Source organism: Paraburkholderia dinghuensis (assembly GCF_003837865.1).
Taxonomy (GTDB): domain Bacteria; phylum Pseudomonadota; class Gammaproteobacteria; order Burkholderiales; family Burkholderiaceae; genus Paraburkholderia; species Paraburkholderia dinghuensis.
Window position 1 is genome coordinate 17,834 of the sequence record NZ_RQIS01000030.1, and the last position, 20,367, is coordinate 38,200.

Sequence of the window (20,367 nt, forward strand, 5' to 3'; positions counted from 1 at the left end):
CGCTGCGCGCAAGACGGGCGTCGGATCAACGCAATACAGCTGTGACGGTTGCGATGCCGAGGATCGTCATGACGAGCGATGCGCAGACATGAATGGCGATCTGTGCGGCCGCCCAGCCGAAGCGGCCATTCTGCAGATGTGAGACGACCTCGGCGGAGAAGGTCGAGAACGTGGAGAGGCCGCCCATGAGGCCGGTAATGACGAAGAGTCGCCATTCGGGTGCCACGTTGGGGACGCGCGCAAAAAATGCAACAGCGACGCCGACCACATAGCCCGCGATCACGTTGGAGGCGAGCGTGCCGAGCGGCATCAAGGGAAAAAGGGTGTTCAGGCGCAGTCCCAGCACCCAGCGCAACAGCGAACCGAGCGCTCCGCCGATACCGACCGCGAGAATGGACAGATACATGGTGTGAAGAGGTTGAAGGCGCAATGAAGGCCAGCGCGCGGCTGGCCTCGTATCGAGCACGGAGTTTAGCACCGCCTTTGACGCGCCCGGCACCATGACCCGCCCCCGCGCAACCTCTCCCTTCATGACCGGCCCGCGCGCACGTCAGGCCAGACCGCCGTTTGCGCGCAGCACCTGGCCGTTCACCCACGCGCCGTCCGGGCCTGCGAGAAACGATACGACTGCGGCAATGTCCTCCGGAAGGCCAAGGCGCTGCAGCGGTGGCATGTTCGTGAACTGGCTGATCTGCTGTTCGGTTTTGCCTTCGAGGAATAGCGCCGTGGCGGTCGGTCCCGGCGCGACGGCGTTCACGGTGATGTTGCGACCGCGCAGTTCGTTCGCGAAGATCCGCGTGAGGGCCTCCACAGCGGCCTTGCTCGCGCAGTAGAGGCCGTAGGTCGGTCGATTGAGCGCGAGCACGCTGGTCGAGAAGTTGATGACGCGGCCGCCGTCGGCGAGCCGGGTCGCTGCTTCACGCATCGTGTTCAGCGTGCCACGCACGTTGGTGTCGAATGTTTCGTCGAAAAGGGCGTTGGTGGATTCGGCGATCGTCGCATTCTTCATGATGCCCGCGTTGTTCACGAGCACCGTGGGCTGGCCGAGTTGCTCCGAGGTCGTTTCGAACAGGCGCCGCGCGTCCGCGGCGTTCGAGATGTCGGCTTTTACCGCGATCGCGCGCCCGCCTTCTGCGGTGATCTTCGCGACGAGCGCTTCCGCCGGCGCGGCGCTCGAAGCGTAGTTGACCACGACGGCGTGGCCGTCGCGGGCGAGACGTTCGGCGATCGCCGCGCCGATGCCGCGCGAGGCTCCGGTGACAATGGCAACGCTGTGTGCAGTCGAGGAGGAGTTCATGATCGGTATCCTGTGTGAGGGGGAGTAACGGAGCCGATCATGAACGAGATCGCTCAATTGATCATCGTGCTGTGATTGGTTTGATTATTCCATTCCGATTAACAATGCCGCCTCGCACTCGGAGGCCATGATCAGCGAGGCTCGCGTCAGCCGCATCTTTGTTGGCGCGTCGCGGATCGCAGTTGTCGGACCCGATCGCGGGGGCTTTCGCCAGTCCGTTGACCGGTTCTGGTCGGCACACCGTGTCGTGCGATCCGTTGCAGGTCGCGCGGCCGGCGCGAGAGGCCGCGTCGGAATCGTCAGTCTGGTCAATCCCATATGATTCGCACGTCGAATTTAAAACCGCCTCGGACGTTACGGCCGGAAATGGGTTCGACAAAATAACGGCTGCAACCCGACTGCGTGAACTTCGCAAAGTCTCTGCGGCGCGCACTCGGCACAGTTCAGATCCCCGGGAGCAAGTACCGACGGCCTTATGATGCGTCGCGTCATGCCATGCCTCAGCGTGCGGGCGGCACGGTGGAGTCCTGAAGCGGATAGGCTGTAGAATGGCCTCGTCCACTCACGGTGCCGGCCTGCGCATGAAAGTCGCTCTTTTCATTCCGTGCTTCATCGATGTGTTCTATCCCGAGGTGGGAATCGCCACACTCGAACTGCTGGAGCGGTTCGGCTGCGAGGTCGATTACCCGCCCGACCAGACCTGCTGCGGCCAGCCCATGGCCAACTCCGGGGCACAGGCCGAGGCCGCCGGTGTCGAGCGCGTGTTCGCGCGCAACTTTGCGGGCTACGACTATATCGTCGCGCCGTCGGCGAGTTGTGTGAACCACGTGCGTGACCATCTCACGGCCATCGAACAGACCGACGAGGTGCGTAAGGTTCGCGCGTCGGCATATGAACTGGTGGAATTCCTCCATGACGTGCTTGGCGTACGCGAGTTTCCGTGGGCCGAGTTTCCCTGGCGCGTGGGACTGCACAACAGTTGCAGCGCGCTGCGCCACCTGAACGAGGCGTCCGTTTCGGAGGTGGCCGGCGAACCGTTCAACAAGCCGCTTGCGCTGCTGCGCGGTGTGAAGGGCATCGAGTTCGTGAGCCCTAAGCGGCCTGACGAATGCTGCGGTTTCGGCGGCACGTTCGCGGTGACCGAGGAAGCCGTTTCGGTGCGCATGGGTCAGGACAAGGTCGTCGATCATGTCGGCGCCGGCGCGCAATACATCGTCTCGGGCGACATGTCGTGCCTCATGCATCAGCAAGGCTGCGCCGAACGCATGAACGCCGACGTGCGCTTCATCCACATTGCGCAGGTGCTCAACGGAGCCCGGGAATGAAACGCGTCGAACATGCGAAGCTGGCCGGGGACTTTCTGCTTCGGCCGGAGCACGTCGAGTTCCACGACAAGCGACTGTGGGACCTGCGCACCAAACGCGATGCCCAGGCCCATGCCATCCCCGAGTGGGAAACGCTGCGCTCGCTCGCGTCGGCGATCAAGGAACACACGCTCTCGCACCTGGCCGACTATCTCGACCAGTTCTCGCGCAATGCCGAGGCAAACGGCGTGCAGGTCCACTGGGCCGATACGGCCGAGGAGCACAACGAGATCGTCTACCGCCTGCTGAGCGAGCGCGGCATGACGGGCCTCGTGAAGAGCAAGTCGATGCTGACCGACGAATGCGCGATGCGCCCGTATCTGGAATCGCGCGGCATCTCGGTGATGGAGACGGACCTCGGCGAGCGCATCCAGCAGCTCGACGGGCAGCCGCCGAGCCACATCGTCGTCCCCGCCGTTCACAAACTACGCGGGGATGTGGCCGAGGTCTTCAGCCGCACGATCGGTACCGATCCGCACAACAGTGACATCCACTATCTCGCCGAAAGCCAGCGCATGAACACGCGGCCCTGGTTCGTGCGCGAGAAGACGGCCGGCATGACGGGCTGCAACTTCGCGGTCGCCGAAACGGGCACTGTCGTGGTGTGCACGAACGAAGGCAACGCCGATCTGTCGTCGAACATGACGCCGTTGCACATCGTATCGATGGGTATCGAGAAGCTGATTCCGCGCGTCTCGGACCTCGGCGTGTTCATCCGCATGCTTTCGCGTAGCGCGCTGGGTTCGCCGATCACGCAGTACACGTCGCACTTTCGCGCCCCGCGCGAGGGCGCGCAGATGCATTTCGTCATCGTCGACAATGGCCGCTCGGAGCGGCTCAAGATGCCGGATTTCTGGTACTCGCTCAAATGCATCCGCTGCGGCGCGTGCATGAACACGTGCCCGGTCTACCGGCGTAGCGGTGGGCTTTCGTACGGGAGCACGTATGCGGGGCCGATCGGCGCGATCATCAATCCCACGTTCGACCTGAAGCGCTTCAGCGCGTTACCGTTCGCTTCGACGCTCAACGGAAGCTGCACGAACGTCTGCCCCGTGAAGATCAATATCCACGAGCAGATCTATCAATGGCGTCAGGTGATCGCCGAGCAACACGAGGTGCCGTTCGTCAAGCGGGAAGTGATCAAGATGGCGTCGCGGCTGATGTCGAGCCCCACGCTCTATCGTGCGGCCACGGCTTCCGTCGATGGCGCCTTGCGTCGTCTGCCGCATTTCGTGCTGTACAACCCGCTCAATATCTGGGGGCGGCAGCGCGAATTGCCGCGCGCGCCGAGGACCACCTTCCACGCGTGGTACAAGAAAAACCGTGAAGGAGGCGGCCGTGGCGAATCGTGAAGCTTTCCTCGCACGCGTGCGCGACGCCCAACCGGACGCGCGCGATCTGCCCGAGGTGCCGCTTTTCGGGGGGCCTGCTGGCGACCTGCGCGAGCGCTTCGAGGCCGCGCTCAAGCTGATGGGTGGCCGCGTTGCGGAAGCGACTTCGGGCGAGGCGGTTCTCGCGCTGATCAGTGAACGCTTCGGCGCGCGCGCGGAGATCGCTTCGGCGGCGCCGGAAGTGCCGGGTACACGCGCTATTTCCGCAGCCACTGTGCCCGCATCGCTCGAAGACGTCGACGTGGGCGTCGTGCGCGCGCGCTTCGGCGTCGCGGAGACGGGCTCTGTGTGGCTGAGCGAGCGCGAGTATGTCGTCAATGCGCTTGGCTATATCGTGCAGCATCTGATCGTGCTGCTCGATCCCGCTCAAATCGTCGCGGGCCTGCAGCATGCATACCGGCGCGACGACTTTCGCGGCGCGCGTTTCGCGGCGCTCGTGACCGGGCCGTCCGCTACCGCGGACATCGAAGGCGTGCTGATTCAGGGCGCGCAAGGGGTGCGGTCGCTGACCGTGGTGTGGCTGCCGGCGTCGTGACGACATAGTCGCACCCGTGTGCGCATCGCTGGCGGTGCGCTTGCCAGGACAATCCCACGAAGGCCCGCCGAGCACACAGGTGAGCCATGTCCGAAGTGAAGTCCGCGATCCTCGTGTTCGTGCTGCTGCTGGGCGGCACGGGCATCGGCACACTGTTGCGAAATCAGCCGTTCGTTGCGCTAGACTCCCAGGTCGGGTTATCGATGAGAACGAGGAGGTGCGGATGCTGCGCAAGACGCTCAATGCATCGCGGTTGCAGGAAGAGGTGAGCCGCCGCTTGCACAAGCTGCAGGAAGTGATCGACGACGGCGTGAAGTTCACCGTGCCGCGTCCGCAACTTCAGCCTGCCGACCGGGCGGGCTGCAACTGGACGATGAAGCATTTCGGCAACGCGGCCGGTTTCGAGTCGAGCATCGCGGGCGTGCTCGCGAAAGTGCAGGCCGAGTACAACCTGGCGGTGGACGACGACGATATGGAGGCGGGTGCAGGCGACTCGTTCGGCGGATCGAAGTCGTCTGGCGCGGCGAATCCGTTCGGCGAGGCCGCGGGTCCTTCGAAGGCGGCCAATCCGTTTGGCGATTCGTCGCCCGCAAAGTCCGGCGATCCGTTCGGCGGCGACGATGTGTCAAGCCCCGCGCCGAAGCGGTCCGGTAACCCTTTCGGAGACGATTGAGAAGGGGAGACGGCGACGCGCGCCACCATTGCGAATCGCGCGCGTCGTCTCGCGATCAGCTTTCGTCGGCAGCGGCCTTGGCACGCGTGCGGCGGGGGCGTGAGGTGGTTTTCTTCGCCGCGGGCGCTTCTGCTGCGGATTCGGGAGAGGGCGCTTCGCCCACCGGCTGCGGGGTGGGTTTCTTGCGCGCGGCGCTCTTGCGCGGAGCCGTTTTGCGGGCACGGCGCGGGGCGGCGGCCGTATCGGTGCCGCTTTGCGTTGGTCCGGCCGTGTGTTCGGCGCTTGTCGCTTCAGATTCGACGTGAGCGGCGGTGAGTGCCGCCTCGCCAAAGGGCAGGGCGGTTTGTCCCGCGTGCGCTTCGCCCGCTTCGCTCGCGGGCGTTTCCGCGTGGTCCTGAGACGCGGTGACGCTCGCCTCTTGCGCTGCTTCGCGGCCGCCGCGCCTCCCCTTGCCGCGTCCCTTGCCGCGGCCGCGCGATTCTTCGCTGCGTGCGGCCCCGGTTTCACCGGCGGGTTGGGCCGCGGTCACCGGCACCTCGACGACGGCGGGCGCTGGCTGGCTCGTGCGCGTTACATACGCACCCGACTTCTCGTCGCGGCCCACTTCGAGCAGCCCGCGTGCCTGCGCCTCGTCGAGCAGATTGCCGAACGCGCGGAAGCCGTAGCGCGTCTCGTTGAAATCGGGGCGGCGCCGCTTGATCGCGCTCTTCAATACCGAAGCCCAGATCTTGCCGCTGTCGCCGCGCTCCAGCACGAGCGCATCGAGCGTTTCGACGGCGAGTGCGATCGCCTTCGATTTGCGTTCCTCCGACTTGCGCTCTTCGGTGTCCGCCTTCGGCTGGCGATCTTCGCCGGCGGGGCGCTTTGAGCCCGCGCTGCCGTCGCGCTTCGCGGCGCCGCGCGACGGTTCGCGAGCGAGTTCGCGCACCAGATCGTCGTAGAAGATGAACTCGTCGCAGTTGGCAACGAGCAGGTCGGACGTCGAATTTTTCACGCCAACGCCGATCACCTTCTTCGCGTTCTCGCGCAGCTTCGAGACGAGCGGCGAGAAGTCGGAGTCGCCGCTCACGATCACAAACGTGTCGACGTGCGACTTCGTATAGCAGAGATCGAGCGCGTCGACGACGAGCCGGATATCGGCGGAATTCTTGCCCGACTGGCGCACGTGCGGGATTTCGATCAGCTCGAAGCTCGCCTCGTGCATCGACGCCTTGAAGGCCTTGTAGCGCTCCCAGTCGCAGTAGGCTTTCTTCACGACGATGCTGCCTTTGAGCAAGAGCCGCTCGAGCACGGGCTTGATATCGAAGCGGTCGATCTTCGCGTCGCGCACGCCGAGTGCGACGTTCTCGAAGTCGCAGAACACCGCCATGCTGACATTTTCTTGAGGGGAGGCCATGTGATTCGTTCGTTTCATCTACAGTTCGAGCGCACATGATAGCCCGTCGAGCGCGGGCGGGGCGGGATCGGCGGCACAGCGCCCGTGGCCGGCTACACATTTCGTTTACGTGGCGGGGATACTCGACGCGTCGGGCCGTTGCAAACGCAAGCACGACGTGTAGGCAAGCCGCGTGCTTTACCACGAAACAAGTCGCGTTCGACGAGCTATTGGCCCAGCGCCCCACCGATGCAGAACCCCCCCCCTAGGTGCGCCGCGCGGTTTCTGTTGGCTTGGGGGGTGTGCCAGGTGTCGCGTACCCGAGCAGGGCGCTCGCGGCAGCAGCCTCGCGGCGCAGCGCAACGGCTATGGGTCCATCGGGCGACGCATCGAATCCGCCCGTCGCACCGAGTGCCGTGAGCACCGCGCAGAGCTTGCCGGTGTGATCGAAAAGCGGCGCGGAGACCGCGCTGATTCCCTTGAGGTTCGTGTCCGTCACGCTCGCGCACTGTGTGGCCTGCACGCTGCGCCGCAACGCGCCAATCGGATCGACGCTGTCGAGCTGTGCGCGCAGCGAGGCTTCGGCCTGCGAGAGCTCGTCTTCGGCCTGCACGAGCACGCGCGTGTCGTCGAGCAGCCCGAGAAATACGCGTCCCGTCGACGACCACAGCAGCGACATCACCGAACCCACGCGCACGTTCACCGTCACGGGCAGCCCGGGTTCCTCGAAGCGAATGATCGTCGGCCCCATGTTGCCCATCACCGCGACGAACGTCGTGACCTCTAGCTGTTCGCGCAGGCGCACGAGCGCAGGCTCGGCGATCCGCACGGGGTCGGCCTGACGCATCGCCGCCACGCCGATCATCAGCGCCTCAGGACCCAGCAGATATTGCTGTGAGCCTGTGTCTTGCGCAACGAAACCTTCGTCGATCAGGCTAGCCAGATAGCGATGCACCTTCGCGGGACTCTCACCCACGTAAGCGGCAAGGCCCGTGAGACTCGCGCGGCCACCGAGGCGCGCGAGGCCCTTTAGCACGGCCATACCGGTTTGCGCGGACTGAACGCGCTGACGTCGCTCGCGAGCCGCGCCGGCGGTGGATGTGCTGCCTTGCGGCTTCTTCGCGTCGCTGGCGCGAGCGACGGAAACTGCGGAATCAGGGACGGTTTTCATGGCGCGATTCTAAGCGGGCAGATGGGCTGGGCGGCGGCCACGGTGCTTGCACGTTAACCCCAATCTCTGCATTACGCAATGCGTATTAGAGTTACGCAAAACATAATTGCGATGAGGTTGCACGATGAGCCAGACTGCCGCCACGACACCCGGACGCTGTCCGTTTCCACATGGCGCCGTTGGCGTCAGCGCCGGTTCCGGTTGCCCTGTGAGCACAAACGCCGCGGCGTTCGACCCGTTCAGCGACGGCTACCAGCAGGAGCCTCCCGAATACGTGCGCTGGGCGCGCGAGCAGGAGCCTGTTTTCTACAGTCCGCAACTGGGCTACTGGGTGGTGACGCGCTACGACGACATCAAGGCGATCTTTCGCGACAACCTCACGTTCAGTCCATCGATCGCGCTGGAAAAGATCACCCCAACGGGCCCCGAGGCGAATGCGGTGCTGGCGTCGTACGGTTACGCGATGAACCGCACGCTCGTGAACGAGGACGAACCGGCCCACATGCCGCGTCGCCGCGTGCTGATGGAGCCGTTCACACCCGAACATCTCAAGCACCACGAACCGATGGTGCGCCGCCTCACACGCGAGTACGTGGACCGCTTCATTGACGAAGGTCGCGCCGATCTCGTCGACCAGATGCTCTGGGAAGTGCCGCTCACGGTGGCGCTGCATTTTCTCGGCGTTCCCGAGGAGGACATGGACCTGCTGCGCCAGTATTCGATCGCGCACACGGTCAATACATGGGGGCGTCCGAGGCCGGAGGAGCAGGTCGCCGTCGCGCACGCGGTCGGCAACTTCTGGCAGTTCGCGGGCAAGGTGCTGGACAAGATGCGCCAGAACCCCGACGGTCCCGGCTGGATGCAATACGGTATCCGCAAGCAAAAGGAGCATCCGGAGATCGTCACGGATTCCTATCTTCATTCGATGATGATGGCGGGCATCGTGGCTGCCCACGAAACTACGGCGAATGCCATCGCCAACGCGATGAAACTGCTGTTGCAGCACCCGCACGCGTGGCGCGAAATCTGCGACGATCCAAGCCTCATCCCGAACGCGGTGGAGGAGTGCCTGCGCCACAACGGCTCGGTGGCCGCGTGGCGCAGGCTTGCGACGAAGGACGTCCAGGTCGGCGGCGTCGACATTCCGGCGGGCGCGAAGCTCCTGATCGTCATGTCGTCGGCGAATCACGACGAGCGTCATTTCGCCGACGCCGATCTTTTCGATATCCGTCGCGACAACGCCAGCGATCACCTCACGTTCGGCTACGGCTCGCACCAGTGCATGGGCAAGAATCTCGCGCGCATGGAGATGCAGATCTTCCTCGAGGAGTTCACGCGCCGCCTGCCGCATATGCGCCTCGCCGAGCAGACCTTCACTTACGTGCCGAACACGTCGTTTCGCGGGCCGGAGCATCTGTGGGTGGAGTGGGAGCACGCACAGAACCCGGAGCGCAAAACGCCCGCGCTGCTCGATGCGAAAGTGCCGGTGCGCATCGGCGAGCCTTCAGGTCATGCGTTGAGCCGTCCGGTGATCGTGGAGCGCGTGAGCGATGCCGCCGACGGCATTGCGAGGCTGCGTCTCGTCGCGCCCGACGGCGGTGTGCTGCCGCGCTGGGCGCCCGGCGCGCATATCGACATCGAATGCGGAGACACGGGCCTCTCGCGCCAGTATTCGCTGTGCGGAGATCCTGCCGACACTCGGGCGTTCGAAATCGCCGTGCTGCGCGATACAGCGAGCCGCGGTGGTTCGGCGTGGATTCACGAGGTAGTGCGCGAGGGCATGCGTCTTACTGTCCGCGGTCCGCGCAATCACTTTCGCTTCGACGAGGAGGGGCGCCGCGCGATATTTATCGCGGGGGGCATCGGCATCACGCCGGTGAGCGCGATGGTGCGCCGCGCGCGCGAACTCGGGATCGACTACGAACTGCACTACAGCGGACGCTCGCGTGCCGCGATGGCTTTCATCGACGAACTCGCGCAACTGCACGGGGAGCGACTCTCGCTGCACGTATCGGACGAGGGCACGCGCAACGACTTCGGCACGCTGCGCGTGGACGATGCGACGCACGTCTATGCCTGCGGCCCGGCGCGTATGCTCGATGCGCTGCGCTCGTGCAGCGAGATGTGGCCGGAGGGCGCGCTGCGCGTCGAGTATTTCGCGGCGAGTGCGGGCAAGCTCGACCCCGCCAACGAGCACGCGTTCGAGGTGGAACTGAAGGATTCGGGACTCGTGCTGAACGTGGCTGCGGACCAGACGGTGCTCGACGCCCTTCGCCGCGCGAATATCGACGTGCAGAGCGACTGCGAAGAAGGCCTGTGCGGATCGTGCGAAGTACGCGTGCTCGCGGGTGAGATTGATCACCGCGACGTGGTGCTCACGCGAGCGGAGCGCGAGACGAATCAGCGCATGATGACCTGCTGTTCGCGTGCCAAAGGACGGCGATTGATACTCGAACTGTAGGTCGTGCAGCGCGAGCGGGGCAAACTCCGGCTATCGACTGACCGCACACAATCGTGAACGAAAATAAAACGTCTGTTCCGCAAAAGACACTTTCGCGACGTGGCGTGTATCGTCCATAGTGCGTTCGTACGACGAAACAGGAGAACCGCCGTGCCAGATTCGCAAACGCCGCCACTCGAAGCGTGGCTGGACAGGACTGAAACGCTGTCCGACGAAATCACGTCGTTTCCACTGCGCGCGCTCGCGGCGACACTCGACCGCGCGGCGCCCGCCGTTGACGTACCGCCGCTGTGGCACTGGCTCTATTTCCTGCCCATCGCGCCGCTTTCGGACGTGGGCGAAGACGGGCATCCGAAACGTGGTGGCTTCTTGCCGCCCGTGGCGCTGCCACGGCGCATGTGGGCGGGCGGTCGCTTCACATTCCATGCGCCGTTGTTTGTGGGCACGCAGGCGCAGCGTACCTCGACCATCGCCAGCATCGAGGACAAGACCGGACGCAGCGGCCGGCTCGTCTTCGTGACGGTGCAGCATCGCTACGAGTCGGCGGGTACGCTGTGCGTGGAGGAAGAGCACGACATCGTGTATCGCGACGCGCCGCAAAGAGGCGCACCGGCGCCGAAACCCGTTGCCGCGCCGACTGGCGAAATATGGGCGCGTACGCTCGCGGCGGGCGCTGTAATGCTCTTTCGTTATTCGGCACTGACGTTCAACGGCCATCGCATTCACTACGACTTTCCGTATGTGACGCAGGAAGAAGGTTATCCGGGACTCGTCGTGCACGGTCCGCTGATTGCGACACTGCTGCTCGATCTCGTGCATCGTCACCTTCCGGACGCGGTAGTCGCGACGTTTGCGTTTCGTGCCGTGCGGCCGATGTTCGCGAGCAATGCATTCACGTTGTGCGGCCAGCCGTCGGCTGACGCTCGCACGGTGGAACTGTGGGCGAAGGATCACGACGGTTACCTGACGATGCAAGCCACGGCGACGCTCGCCTGAATCCGTACGCTTTCGCCCGTTTGCGCCTGTTGAGTCGTCATGCGCGCACGGCAATCAGACTATTGTCATGACCTCTGCGAGACGAGTGGAATAAATCAGGATGCCTTAAGACATTGACGGCGCCTTGTCGCGCATGAAGCGCATGGCGAACCGCACGAGTTTCGGCATCGTTTCCGGCCGCAGCAGACGCGTGTCGTAGCCGGAGAAGCGGCGATCGTTCTCGGCGAGACACAGGCGCATCACTTCAGATGCGCTGATATTGATATCCGTGACCGAATTCGCGCCGTTCATCGTGAACTTGGAGTCCTGCTTGTGCTCGTTGCCCTCGGCGTCCATGGTGCGCGAGAGGCCGATGCGCTCCCAGCCGAGAAAGACCCACACGGCGGCCACTTTCAGCTCAAAGCGCAGACGGCGCCACCAGGAAAGCCGAGAACGATGCCATGCCAACCAGTTCGCAAACAGCAGGATGTGGCGGCACTCTTCCTGCATGACGGGCTCGAAGGTGTCGATCAACTCGGGCGGAAAGAGCCCCGAGCGCCGCGCGACCTCGAAGAGGCCGAAAGCGAAGAAGCTGTCGATGCATTCGCTCAGGCCCGTCACGAGATAGGCCCATTCGGTGTCTTTCGGGTGGACGTAGGGTGGCTCGCTCGCGAGTTCGATGCCGTACGCTTTGACGAGGCGCGACAGCACTTCCTTGTGGCGGTGTTCTTCCCACGCGTTCAGGGCGACGGCGTCGCGCAAGTCGGCGTCCTCGAGCGTCGCGGCATAGGTGGCCATGCGCAATCGCGCCCGGCCTTCCGTCTGCACCGCAATGTCCCAGATCGGCAATTCGACGATGCGTTTGAGTGCCTCCGGTTCGAGCCTCGGCCATTCGAGCATGGATGGGCGGTACGGATTGAAGGTCTCGCGGAACATGCGGCACATCTCGTGCCGGTGTACGTCGGAGCCCACCACGATGGGCCCGCTCACGGTGCTCGTCCAGAAGCGCGTTTTGTGTTCGGCGGCGTCGAGCGTCGCGCGGTCAGGCTGCTCGCGCGGCAGCTCCGGCGCCGTGAAGCCAGGAATCAGTTGCGCGGCATCGAAGACGTCCAGAACCTGATCACTCATCGGGGAATGTCCCAGTCGAATGCACAGTGCTGCGATTCTGGCACGGATTCATTTCGCGCGCATTTGGGGCGCAGCGGTTCAGGTGTACCGCTTCACACGCGATCCGTATCGACTGCAGAAAGGAAAGAAGGCGAAATTGTCGCGTTGCAGCGCAAGGACCGTGACCGCTATGGCGTTCGCTTGTCCGACATTCGTCCCGCGGCGTCGGACCCGGGAATTTCAGCGCAATTGTGCGAACGCAATCAGCAGCACCATGCTCCCGATGGCGCCGTCGAGCACGCGCCACGCGCCAGCGCGGCGAAATAGCGGTGCGAGTGCGCGCGCGCCGTAGCCGAGCCCGGCGAACCACACGGCGCTTACGCACATCGCACCGATCGCGAACGCGAGGCGGCTGCCGGCGGGCTCGCGTGCGCCCGCGGTGCCGATCAGCAGAAACGTGTCGAGATAGACGTGCGGATTGAGCCACGTGAAGGCGAGCGTCATCAGGACGATCGGCCACGCGCGCTGCTCGGTCGCCGCGTTTGCAGCCGCGGTATCGAGCACTGCATGACCGGGGCGTATCGCGCGCCGCAGCGCGCCGATACCGAACCACACAAGCCACGCGAGCCCGGCGTAGAGCACGAGATGCACGAAGGTCGGATAGCGCTCGACGAGCGCCGACGCGCCGCCCACGCCTGCGCCGATCAGCAGGAAGTCTGAGAGCGTGCAAAGCACGACGATCTTGCCGACGTGCGAGCGCAGGATGCCCTGGCGCAACACGAATGCGTTTTGTGCACCGATGGTGACGATCAGCGAGGCGCATAGCGCCGCGCCATGGGAAAAAGCGAGCCAGCTCATGACATATACCGTTGGACAGCGTACGGAAACGGCGCTAGTCTGCGGCCTGAAAGCACATAAGAGAAGCTGATTTTGTTTAACCGGATTAAGGAACGCTAATGCTCGACTATGCGTTGCTCGATGCGCTGGCGGCCGTGGTACGGCACGGTTCGTTCGACCGGGCGGCTGGTGCGCTCAATGTCACGCCCTCTGCCGTGTCGCAGCGGGTGAAGCTGCTGGAGGAGCGCGTCGGCACCGTGCTCGTGAAGCGCGGCCAGCCTTGCGTCGCTACGGCATCGGGCGCACTCCTGTGCCGCCACACCGAACGCGTGCAACTGCTCGAGGCGGAACTGGGTGGCTCGATGCCCACCTTCACGAGCGCGCTCGACGGGGCGCGGCCGACGCTGCGCGTCGCCGTCAATGACGACAGCGTGGGCACCTGGTTCATCGACGCCGTCGGGGCTTTCTGCGTCGAGCGCGGCATCCTGCTCGATCTCGTGATCGACGACCAGGACCACACGGCCGAGCGCATGCGCGACGGCAGCGTGCAGGGCGCCGTGACCACGCAGGCGGAGCCCGTGCAGGGTTGCCGTTCGACACGCCTTGGCCGCATGCGCTATCTCGCCGTGTGCTCGCCGGCGTTCTTCGAGCGTTATTTCGCGCAGGGTGTCGCGCGCGAATCGCTGCGGGGCGCGCCGTGTGTCGAATTCAATCCGAAGGATCAGCTGCAAAAGCGCTTTATTCGTCGCATCACGCGCGCGCCGGTCGATGCGCCGCGGCACTGGGTACCGCATGTCGCGGGCTTTTTGCGCTGCTGCGTGAACGGCCTCGGCTGGGGCATGTGTCCCGAGCGCATGATCGCGCCGTATCTGGCGCGCGGCGAACTCATCGAACTCACGCCGGGCCGCGCGCTCGACATCGACCTCTATTGGCAGAGCTGGCGTCTTTCGATCGGCTGGCTCGACGATTTCGGTGCAATGCTGCGGCGCCGGTCCGCCGAATTCCTCGATTAGCGACGGCGCCCGTGGGCGCCGTTACTTTGTTTCATATGCTCTAAACCGGCATATTCATTTTCATGTTTACGTGCTGTCAAATTGTCGAACTATTTGACGGCATAGTGCTCTCCGCTTTGATGCAATCACGGTGAAGCTGGACATAGCAATTACCCTGAACTCGTATTTATTGCAGATTTATGTCCGTTGAATTGATGCGCCGAAGATAGTTCGTTTTCTTGTAAGCTTCGCGCAGCACCGTATGATAATTTCTCGCTTTTCCGCTGATGATTTGCTATATGGGATGGAGGCGCCCATTCCGCTAACTGCTTATTCCGTTTCATTGACTGGTCATCGTTTGGCGTGACTATTCAGGTAGGCGGCGACGAGCGGTGGGCGGCCCAAAAAGCGCGCCCGGCTTGGTGTTGAGGCGGTGCGCTGCAGCCGCCACGGGCCTGCTCGGCCGAGCGAAGTGTGTCTGCTTACCCAGTCTCAAGACGGCGTGCCGGTTATTTTTTCCGGACCGTAGATGTAAATTTTCGTAAAATCGGTAAAAAATTACGCAACGTAAATAAACGATTGGTGTCTGAATGCGACTTGAACTGAAAGCTTTGTTCATTCGATTTACTTCATTTTCGATTGTCTCGCGTGAAGGTTGACTTTTCCCTGTGGATTGCGAGACGGACACGCTATAATCCGGACGTGGCAGCGTGTTTATTCGACCGGCATATTGAATCGTTTCTACATGCACGAGGTGCATTATGACGAAATTAGATACCGGCAGCGTATGGCGTCAAACCATTGACCTGCTGTCAGCCGCCTCCGAGCCCATGCCCCTCACGGGCGACCCGGAGCGCAGCAGAAGCTGTAAACCGGTACCCGTCACACGCGGTGCTTCGGAGGTGGCAAGCCGCCGGCGCGCCACTGTGCGTTCGTGGGACGCGCAGGGCATCACCTTGATTCGGCGTCATGATCCCGAAAGCATCACGGTCTGCTGGAGCGACGCCACGTATGGGCGCTACTCCGACCAGCTCTGGCGTGTCTGCACCGCGAGGCGCAGTTCGGTGTGCGCGCTGACTGGCGAGAAGATCCGCCGTGGCGACGCCGTCTTCCGCCCGAGTCCTAATCGCCGTCATCGTCCGGCCAACGCCGACGCAATGATTCTCGCGAGCAAGATCGACAATCTTCCGAATAGCGTGGTCGCAGCCCGTCTCGACGAAGCTCTCGCGGCCTGAGCACGGCCAACTTTGGTGGGTTCGATGCGCCCGGTGCCTTGATGGCCCCGGCGCTTCGCTCGCGCGGCATGCGGAGTGCCGGCGGCCTTCGGGGTTTGGCGTGCGTGGACACCACGCTATCCGCACACATCGACCTTGTTCTCTGTACTGCTCGCCGTGCACCGCGGCACCGCTAACTAATACTGATCGCCATGAAAAACGGGCGCAGCCGCCAGATCCGGCGACTGCGCCCGTTCGTTTGCCGTCGTCTGGCGCCGGTGCTCAGGCCGTCACATCGCCGGTTTCCTCTTCTTCGAGCGCGTCGCGCGTCTCCGGCATGGCGAGCCACACCAGCAGCACGGCTGCGGCGCCCGCCGCCGCGAGGCCGATGAAACTGACCGTATTGCCGAAGTGATCGGCGATGAACCCGGCAAGCGCCGTCGAGAGCGTCGCGCCTATGCCCGCCGAAAGCCCGAACAGTCCGATGCAGAGGTTGTAGCGTCCCTTGCCTCCGGCGACGTCTGCCGCAATGAGCGGCAGCATCACGCCGAACACCGCCGCGGAAAGCCCGTCGAGCATCTGCACCGGCACGAGGAAGTACGGGTTGCCGACCGCCGCGAACAGCAGCGCGCGCACGGGCAGGGCGGTAAAGCCGAGGATCAGCACCGGCCTGCGTCCCCAGTGCTGCGCGGTGCGGCCCACCCACGGCGACATCCACGCGACGATCGCTTGCGGCACGATGATGCAGGCGGCGATCACGAGCTGGACGTTGTTGCCCATGCCGGCCGTCACTTCGCCCGCCGCGAGATTGAGCATCGCCGCGTTCGACAGGTGGAACAGCACCACGCACCCGGCAAACGTCAGCATCCGGCGGTCGCGCAGCAGGTCGAAGATGCTTTCGCGCGATTCGCCGCGCGGTGTGGCCGGCTTGCCGGGCCGTGCCGACGCAGCGGCTCCTCGCTGGTCGTACTCGATCATCGACAACGCGACGAGCGCGGGCAGCGCGAGCGCGGCCGTCAGCCAGAACACGGAGCGCGGCGAGATGTACTCACCCGTTAGCCCCATGAGGCCCGCGGCCACCGCGCTGCCGATCGATGCCCAGCGCGCGTTGCGCCCGAGCCGGTCGCCCAGGTTCTGGCGGCCGACCAGTGCGAGCGCGAGCGCGGCCATCGCGGGCACGAGCATGCAACTTGCGAAACCGTGGAAGACCTCGGCGGCCATCACTGCAACGACAGTCGGGCTCAATGCAAGGAGCGAAGCCGACAGGATGATCGCGGCGATCGCCCAGGCGGCGGCGGCCTTTTTGTTGCGCATCGCGTCGACGGCCGCTCCGCCCGGCACCTGGCTCACCATCGCGCTGATTGTGCCGACCGAGAGCGCGAGGCCGATCTCGCCCTGCGTCCACTTATGCGAAGCGAGATAGGATGCGATGAACGGGCCAAAGCCCGTTTGTACGTTTGCGACGAAGAAGTTCAGCCAGTCGAGCGCCCGCAAACTTCGCGCGCTGGCCATCGAACGTAGCGTGGCCCCCGTCATTGGGCACCGTGCGAGGAAGCTGCGGGTGCAGCGGTTGCGGCCGATGCAGCCGGTGCCGCAGGTGCGGTCGGCGCCGGCGGTGGGTTGGGTTTCACCGCGCGCACAGGGGCGTCGCTCGCGTACCTCGGCGAGGCGTCTATCTGCTGATCGGTCATATCGAGCTGGGCCGTCAGCACACGGTTTTTCGTGACGAAGTGCAGTGCCGCCCAGTCGGCGGCAATAGTCTGACGTTTTTCCAGTGTGCCGCTCACGTCGAGCACCACAGCAAGCGGGTCCGCGCTGGCGTCGAGCAGCACGTCCACCACGCGACCCACCTTCGCGCCGTTGGGGCGTTCGACGCTCGCATCGAGCATCGGCAGGCGTGTCGGGCCTGCCTCTTCGAGGCTGGGCTGCTGGGGGGCGCCACCCGCTTTCGGCCGGTCCGGCGCGGGCGACTGGCCTGGGGCGAGCGCGAGTGTGATCGCGGGCGTTTTGGGCTGGGTATTCACGCGCACGCTGCTCCACGGGAACCACGCCTTTCGATCGCCGATGCCCATGAAGCCCTGCAGGTTCACGACCACCTCGATCGGCTTGCCGCCGGGCCCGGCGACGAGATCGACCGCGTGGCCCACTACTTTGCCGTCGGTTTTCTGGACTTCGCTGTCGAGCAAGGTGCGGAACGTGCTGCGTTCGAGCGTTCGCGTGCTGACGAGCGGCGCCGGCGCAGGCGCGGCCGGGGCGCTGGCAGGCGCGGGCGGCAGCGGCGCGGGGCGGCGGCGGTGGATCAAAGAGGGGTGCGGCTTCTTCGGCGCGGCTTTCACCCCGGCAGTCTCCTCGGACTCGCTCGCCACCTCTGGCGCGGATGCTGCCTCGGGCTCGCTCGCGGCTGCCTCCGGTTCGCTTGCGGCAATGGGCGGCTCGGGCTGCGCGGGCGGCGCGGAGCGGAACAGGCTGCAGCCCGAAAGCGCAAGCAGCAGCAGCAGGGACAGGGCGTGCGGGTGGGTTACAACGGGACGTGTGAAACCGCCTCTCATTAACGGAGACTCCTGGGAGCGGCCGGCGCGGCGCGCGCGGCAGGGAAAACCGGGTCGGGTGCCCGAGAGTTTAACCTGCGTAGGTGGGCGCCCCGTGTCGGTTTTAGCTGCCGCCCCGGCGTGGCGCCTGTTTCGATCGTTACCGCTTGACTTTCCTCGCTCGTTTTCTATGCTTAACCGCATGGTTAAGTATGAGGACGATGCACTGACGCGGACTTTCGCGGCGCTGTCCGATCCCACGAGGCGCGCGCTGCTTGCGCGTCTTGCACAGCAGCGCGAGCTTTCGGTGAGCGCGCTCGCGCAGCCGCTATCGATGTCGCTACCCGCGGTGATGAAGCACCTCGACGTCCTCGCCGAGGCGGGCCTCGTCACGCGCGAAAAGACGGGGCGCACGGTTGCGTGCCGTCTCGCCGCGGGGCCAATGGAGGAGGCGATGCATTGGCTTTCGCGGTATCAACGTTTCTGGACGGAACAGCTTGATCGCCTTGCCGCTTTCGTGGAGGAAGATACATGTCAGCCAACCCCGACGCTGGTTTCGCCAGCAGCCCCAGTCTCACGCTCCGACGACGCCTCAACGCCAGCCCCGCGAAGGTCTACGCGGCATGGACGGAGCCGTCGCAACTGATGCAGTGGATGCACCCGTTTGACACGACCTGCATTCACGCCGAAGCCGATGTGCGCGTAGGCGGGCATTTTCGCGTGATCATGCGCGCGCCCGACGGCGAAGACCACGACGTGAGCGGCACATATCTTGAAGTGGTGCCCGACGCGAGGCTCGTGTTCACGTGGGTGTGGCGCAGCACGCCCGAGCGCGAATCGCTCGTGACCGTCATGCTGCGCGCCGACGGCAACGCGACCGAGCTCACGCTCAAGCACGAACGCTTCTTCGATGAGGCTGCGCGCGACGCGCATGAAGGCGGCTGGTCGAGCTCGCTGGATAACCTGGTGGAGCAGTTTCGCCATTCGTGAGGGCGGCGCGGCTCTCGATATCGCAGACGGAGGAACCGACGATGGAATCGCACAAGATTGTTTCGCAGGACGAATGGTTAGCGGCGCGCAAGGCGCTACTTGCAGAGGAGAAGGCCTTCACGCACGCACGCGACGCACTGGCCGCGAAGCGCCAGGCGCTGCCGTGGGTGAAGTTGGAGAAGCACTACACGTTCGTTTCGCCGCATGGACCGCGGACGCTGGCGGACCTGTTCGGCCCACGCAGCCAGTTGATCATCTATCACTTCATGCTGGGCCCGGACTGGGAAGAGGGCTGCGTGGGCTGCTCGTTCCTTTCCGATCACATCGACGGCATGCTGCCGCATCTGGAGCATCACGACGTCTCATACGTGGCCGTGTCCCGCGCGCCGCTCGCGAAGATCGAGGCGTTCAAAAAGCGCATGGGGTGGCGTTTTCCGTGGGTGTCGTCGAACGGGAGCGACTTCAATTTCGACTATCACGTGTCGTTTGGCGAAGCCGACAAGGCACGCGGCAAGGCGCTCTATAACTTCGCGGAACAGGACTACATGAGCGACGAGCTACCGGGCGTGAGCGCGTTCTATCGCGACGACCAGGGCAACATCTATCACACGTATTCGACGTATGCGCGCGGTGCGGAAATGCTGCTCGGCGCTTACGCGATGCTCGAGTTCACGCCGAAGGGACGTAACGAGCAGCACGACATGCGCGAGTGGATTCGCCATCACGATCGCTATGAAAGTGCGCCGCAGGCGGCATGCTGCGCGCACGAAGAGAAGGCTTGAGGCAACGCGTGAGGGCCGGGGGGTGTCGGCTAGAGGGCCATCTCGAACTCTGGCCGCAGCAGCACCTCGATCGCCATCACGATGAGTCCCATCGCGCCAGCGGCGAGCGTCAGCGTGCCGTATTCATCGTAGAACGTGTCGTACACGCACGCGACGATGAACAGAATGGCGAGCAGATTGGTCAGCCAGTAGAAGTTCAGCGCGAGGAGCATCGGCGTATCCGTGGCGCGGCTCAGGCCGTCTGGGCAGTTGTAACAGTGGCCGCGATTCTAGCGGACCGACCTTACGGATACGCAACAGTTACATGCAGAAGCGCACTTGTGTTTGAGATATGTGGATTTTCCGGCGGATCCAGTCCGTGGCCGCGGTGTGGTGAGGCTGTCGGATGCCGCGGGCCCCGCGTGTCGCATGGCACCCATTCGATGCTTCCCGACCTTGGCCTTTATTGGGGGCGGACTGCAATGCCGCAAAAAACGCGGACTCGTGGATAGTCCCAGGGCTCCGGACGCATCGGATGTGTTGTATAGACAAGCCGGCCAGGCTAGACTTCGGCTCACTTGTATATACAGGATTCGACAATGCGACTCACGCCCGGCCACCTGACTCTCCCGCAACTGCGCCAGATCGCGCGCGAAACGGTGAAACTCGAACTCGATCCGGCCAGCTTTGCCGGGA

The 20,367-nt window shown here is 64.3% G+C and carries 19 protein-coding genes and 1 pseudogene; 11 read left to right on the top strand and 9 right to left on the bottom strand.

Annotated elements, in window-relative coordinates; all coding sequences use genetic code 11:
* Window positions 1-25: 25 nt before the first annotated feature.
* Entirely contained in the window at window positions 26-406 is a 381-nt protein-coding gene (crcB, locus tag D1Y85_RS25645) for a fluoride efflux transporter CrcB (RefSeq protein ID WP_124153880.1), read from the bottom strand.
* A gap of 144 nt (window positions 407-550) precedes the next feature.
* The gene (locus tag D1Y85_RS25650; RefSeq protein WP_124153881.1) at window positions 551-1,297 is read right to left on the bottom strand and encodes an SDR family oxidoreductase; all 747 of its coding nucleotides are present in this window, start codon (window positions 1,295-1,297) and stop codon (window positions 551-553) included.
* A gap of 581 nt (window positions 1,298-1,878) precedes the next feature.
* Between D1Y85_RS25650 and D1Y85_RS25655 the strand changes: the two genes are divergently transcribed.
* From D1Y85_RS25655 to D1Y85_RS25670, 4 genes and pseudogenes are all read left to right on the top strand, one after another.
* Complete coding sequence (locus tag D1Y85_RS25655) at window positions 1,879-2,622, top strand: (Fe-S)-binding protein (protein WP_124153882.1); 744 nt, start codon at window positions 1,879-1,881, stop codon at window positions 2,620-2,622.
* Window positions 2,619-4,013 carry a lactate utilization protein B gene (locus D1Y85_RS25660; RefSeq protein WP_124153883.1) on the top strand — a complete coding sequence of 465 codons (1,395 nt, stop codon included), beginning with the start codon at window positions 2,619-2,621 and terminating at the stop codon, window positions 4,011-4,013. The genes D1Y85_RS25655 and D1Y85_RS25660 overlap by 4 nt, the downstream gene beginning before the upstream one ends.
* Window positions 4,000-4,587, top strand: coding sequence for a LutC/YkgG family protein (locus tag D1Y85_RS25665; RefSeq protein ID WP_124153884.1), 588 nt, complete (start codon window positions 4,000-4,002; stop codon window positions 4,585-4,587). The genes D1Y85_RS25660 and D1Y85_RS25665 overlap by 14 nt, the downstream gene beginning before the upstream one ends.
* Before the next feature lie 223 nt (window positions 4,588-4,810).
* Window positions 4,811-5,080, top strand: a pseudogene (locus D1Y85_RS25670) (hypothetical protein); the annotation flags it as partial.
* A 235-nt stretch (window positions 5,081-5,315) separates the two neighbouring features.
* Here the strand turns inward: D1Y85_RS25670 and D1Y85_RS25675 are convergent.
* The gene (locus D1Y85_RS25675; protein ID WP_124153885.1) at window positions 5,316-6,656 is read right to left on the bottom strand and encodes an NYN domain-containing protein; all 1,341 of its coding nucleotides are present in this window, start codon (window positions 6,654-6,656) and stop codon (window positions 5,316-5,318) included.
* Window positions 6,657-6,900: 244 nt separating this feature from the next.
* Entirely contained in the window at window positions 6,901-7,806 is a 906-nt protein-coding gene (locus tag D1Y85_RS25680) for an IclR family transcriptional regulator (RefSeq protein ID WP_124153886.1), read from the bottom strand.
* A 124-nt stretch (window positions 7,807-7,930) separates the two neighbouring features.
* Between D1Y85_RS25680 and D1Y85_RS25685 the strand changes: the two genes are divergently transcribed.
* On the top strand, window positions 7,931-10,267 hold the full coding sequence (locus tag D1Y85_RS25685) for a cytochrome P450/oxidoreductase (RefSeq protein WP_124153887.1): 2,337 nt from the start codon (window positions 7,931-7,933) through the stop codon (window positions 10,265-10,267).
* Between the two features lie 150 nt (window positions 10,268-10,417).
* Window positions 10,418-11,263: an HTD2 family dehydratase gene (locus tag D1Y85_RS25690; protein ID WP_124153888.1), complete on the top strand. Its 846-nt coding sequence runs from the start codon at window positions 10,418-10,420 to the stop codon at window positions 11,261-11,263.
* A gap of 105 nt (window positions 11,264-11,368) precedes the next feature.
* On the opposite strand, the gene D1Y85_RS25695 is transcribed toward D1Y85_RS25690, so the two are convergent.
* On the bottom strand, window positions 11,369-12,370 hold the full coding sequence (locus tag D1Y85_RS25695) for a ferritin-like domain-containing protein (RefSeq protein ID WP_124153889.1): 1,002 nt from the start codon (window positions 12,368-12,370) through the stop codon (window positions 11,369-11,371).
* A gap of 219 nt (window positions 12,371-12,589) precedes the next feature.
* Complete coding sequence (locus D1Y85_RS25700; protein WP_124153890.1) at window positions 12,590-13,207, bottom strand: LysE/ArgO family amino acid transporter; 618 nt, start codon at window positions 13,205-13,207, stop codon at window positions 12,590-12,592.
* A gap of 98 nt (window positions 13,208-13,305) precedes the next feature.
* Between D1Y85_RS25700 and D1Y85_RS25705 the strand changes: the two genes are divergently transcribed.
* Window positions 13,306-14,199 (top strand): LysR family transcriptional regulator ArgP, encoded by an 894-nt coding sequence (locus D1Y85_RS25705; RefSeq protein WP_124153891.1) that lies wholly within the window; start codon window positions 13,306-13,308, stop codon window positions 14,197-14,199.
* Window positions 14,200-14,939: 740 nt separating this feature from the next.
* Window positions 14,940-15,413 (top strand): DUF3331 domain-containing protein, encoded by a 474-nt coding sequence (locus D1Y85_RS25710; protein WP_124153892.1) that lies wholly within the window; start codon window positions 14,940-14,942, stop codon window positions 15,411-15,413.
* 261 nt (window positions 15,414-15,674) lie between these two features.
* Here the strand turns inward: D1Y85_RS25710 and D1Y85_RS25715 are convergent, their stop codons facing one another.
* Together D1Y85_RS25715 and D1Y85_RS25720 are read right to left on the bottom strand one after the other, a co-directional pair.
* Window positions 15,675-16,928, bottom strand: coding sequence for an MFS transporter (locus D1Y85_RS25715; RefSeq protein ID WP_124153893.1), 1,254 nt, complete (start codon window positions 16,926-16,928; stop codon window positions 15,675-15,677).
* Window positions 16,925-17,941 carry a PRC-barrel domain-containing protein gene (locus D1Y85_RS25720; RefSeq protein ID WP_124153894.1) on the bottom strand — a complete coding sequence of 339 codons (1,017 nt, stop codon included), beginning with the start codon at window positions 17,939-17,941 and terminating at the stop codon, window positions 16,925-16,927. The genes D1Y85_RS25715 and D1Y85_RS25720 overlap by 4 nt, the downstream gene beginning before the upstream one ends.
* A 181-nt stretch (window positions 17,942-18,122) precedes the next feature.
* Between D1Y85_RS25720 and D1Y85_RS25725 the strand changes: the two genes are divergently transcribed.
* Genes D1Y85_RS25725 through D1Y85_RS25735 form a run of 3 tightly spaced genes read left to right on the top strand, consistent with a single transcriptional unit; the run spans window position 18,123 to window position 19,692 of the window.
* A complete protein-coding gene (locus D1Y85_RS25725) occupies window positions 18,123-18,566 on the top strand; it encodes an ArsR/SmtB family transcription factor (RefSeq protein ID WP_124153895.1) in 444 nt (147 codons plus the stop codon).
* Entirely contained in the window at window positions 18,452-18,910 is a 459-nt protein-coding gene (locus D1Y85_RS25730) for an SRPBCC family protein (protein ID WP_124153896.1), read from the top strand. Before D1Y85_RS25725 ends, D1Y85_RS25730 begins: the two co-directional genes overlap by 115 nt.
* A 41-nt stretch (window positions 18,911-18,951) precedes the next feature.
* The gene (locus D1Y85_RS25735) at window positions 18,952-19,692 is read left to right on the top strand and encodes a DUF899 domain-containing protein (RefSeq protein WP_124153897.1); all 741 of its coding nucleotides are present in this window, start codon (window positions 18,952-18,954) and stop codon (window positions 19,690-19,692) included.
* Between the two features lie 29 nt (window positions 19,693-19,721).
* On the opposite strand, the gene D1Y85_RS25740 is transcribed toward D1Y85_RS25735, so the two are convergent.
* On the bottom strand, window positions 19,722-19,904 hold the full coding sequence (locus D1Y85_RS25740) for a hypothetical protein (RefSeq protein WP_124153898.1): 183 nt from the start codon (window positions 19,902-19,904) through the stop codon (window positions 19,722-19,724).
* Between the last annotated feature and the right edge of the window lie 463 nt (window positions 19,905-20,367).

Bases quoted from the DNA above. Each gene is read 5' to 3' on its own strand.
- crcB (WP_124153880.1), bottom strand. From the start codon at position 406: ATGTATCTGTCCATTCTCGCGGTCGGTATCGGCGGAGCGCTCGGTTCG.
- D1Y85_RS25650 (WP_124153881.1), bottom strand. From the start codon at position 1,297: ATGAACTCCTCCTCGACTGCACACAGCGTTGCCATTGTCACCGGAGCC.
- D1Y85_RS25655 (WP_124153882.1), top strand. From the start codon at position 1,879: ATGAAAGTCGCTCTTTTCATTCCGTGCTTCATCGATGTGTTCTATCCC.
- D1Y85_RS25660 (WP_124153883.1), top strand. From the start codon at position 2,619: ATGAAACGCGTCGAACATGCGAAGCTGGCCGGGGACTTTCTGCTTCGG.
- D1Y85_RS25675 (WP_124153885.1), bottom strand. From the start codon at position 6,656: ATGGCCTCCCCTCAAGAAAATGTCAGCATGGCGGTGTTCTGCGACTTC.
- D1Y85_RS25680 (WP_124153886.1), bottom strand. From the start codon at position 7,806: ATGAAAACCGTCCCTGATTCCGCAGTTTCCGTCGCTCGCGCCAGCGAC.
- D1Y85_RS25685 (WP_124153887.1), top strand. From the start codon at position 7,931: ATGAGCCAGACTGCCGCCACGACACCCGGACGCTGTCCGTTTCCACAT.
- D1Y85_RS25695 (WP_124153889.1), bottom strand. From the start codon at position 12,370: ATGAGTGATCAGGTTCTGGACGTCTTCGATGCCGCGCAACTGATTCCT.
- D1Y85_RS25700 (WP_124153890.1), bottom strand. From the start codon at position 13,207: ATGAGCTGGCTCGCTTTTTCCCATGGCGCGGCGCTATGCGCCTCGCTG.
- D1Y85_RS25705 (WP_124153891.1), top strand. From the start codon at position 13,306: ATGCTCGACTATGCGTTGCTCGATGCGCTGGCGGCCGTGGTACGGCAC.
- D1Y85_RS25710 (WP_124153892.1), top strand. From the start codon at position 14,940: ATGACGAAATTAGATACCGGCAGCGTATGGCGTCAAACCATTGACCTG.
- D1Y85_RS25715 (WP_124153893.1), bottom strand. From the start codon at position 16,928: ATGACGGGGGCCACGCTACGTTCGATGGCCAGCGCGCGAAGTTTGCGG.
- D1Y85_RS25720 (WP_124153894.1), bottom strand. From the start codon at position 17,941: ATGAGAGGCGGTTTCACACGTCCCGTTGTAACCCACCCGCACGCCCTG.
- D1Y85_RS25725 (WP_124153895.1), top strand. From the start codon at position 18,123: ATGGTTAAGTATGAGGACGATGCACTGACGCGGACTTTCGCGGCGCTG.
- D1Y85_RS25730 (WP_124153896.1), top strand. From the start codon at position 18,452: ATGTCAGCCAACCCCGACGCTGGTTTCGCCAGCAGCCCCAGTCTCACG.
- D1Y85_RS25735 (WP_124153897.1), top strand. From the start codon at position 18,952: ATGGAATCGCACAAGATTGTTTCGCAGGACGAATGGTTAGCGGCGCGC.
- D1Y85_RS25740 (WP_124153898.1), bottom strand. From the start codon at position 19,904: ATGCTCCTCGCGCTGAACTTCTACTGGCTGACCAATCTGCTCGCCATT.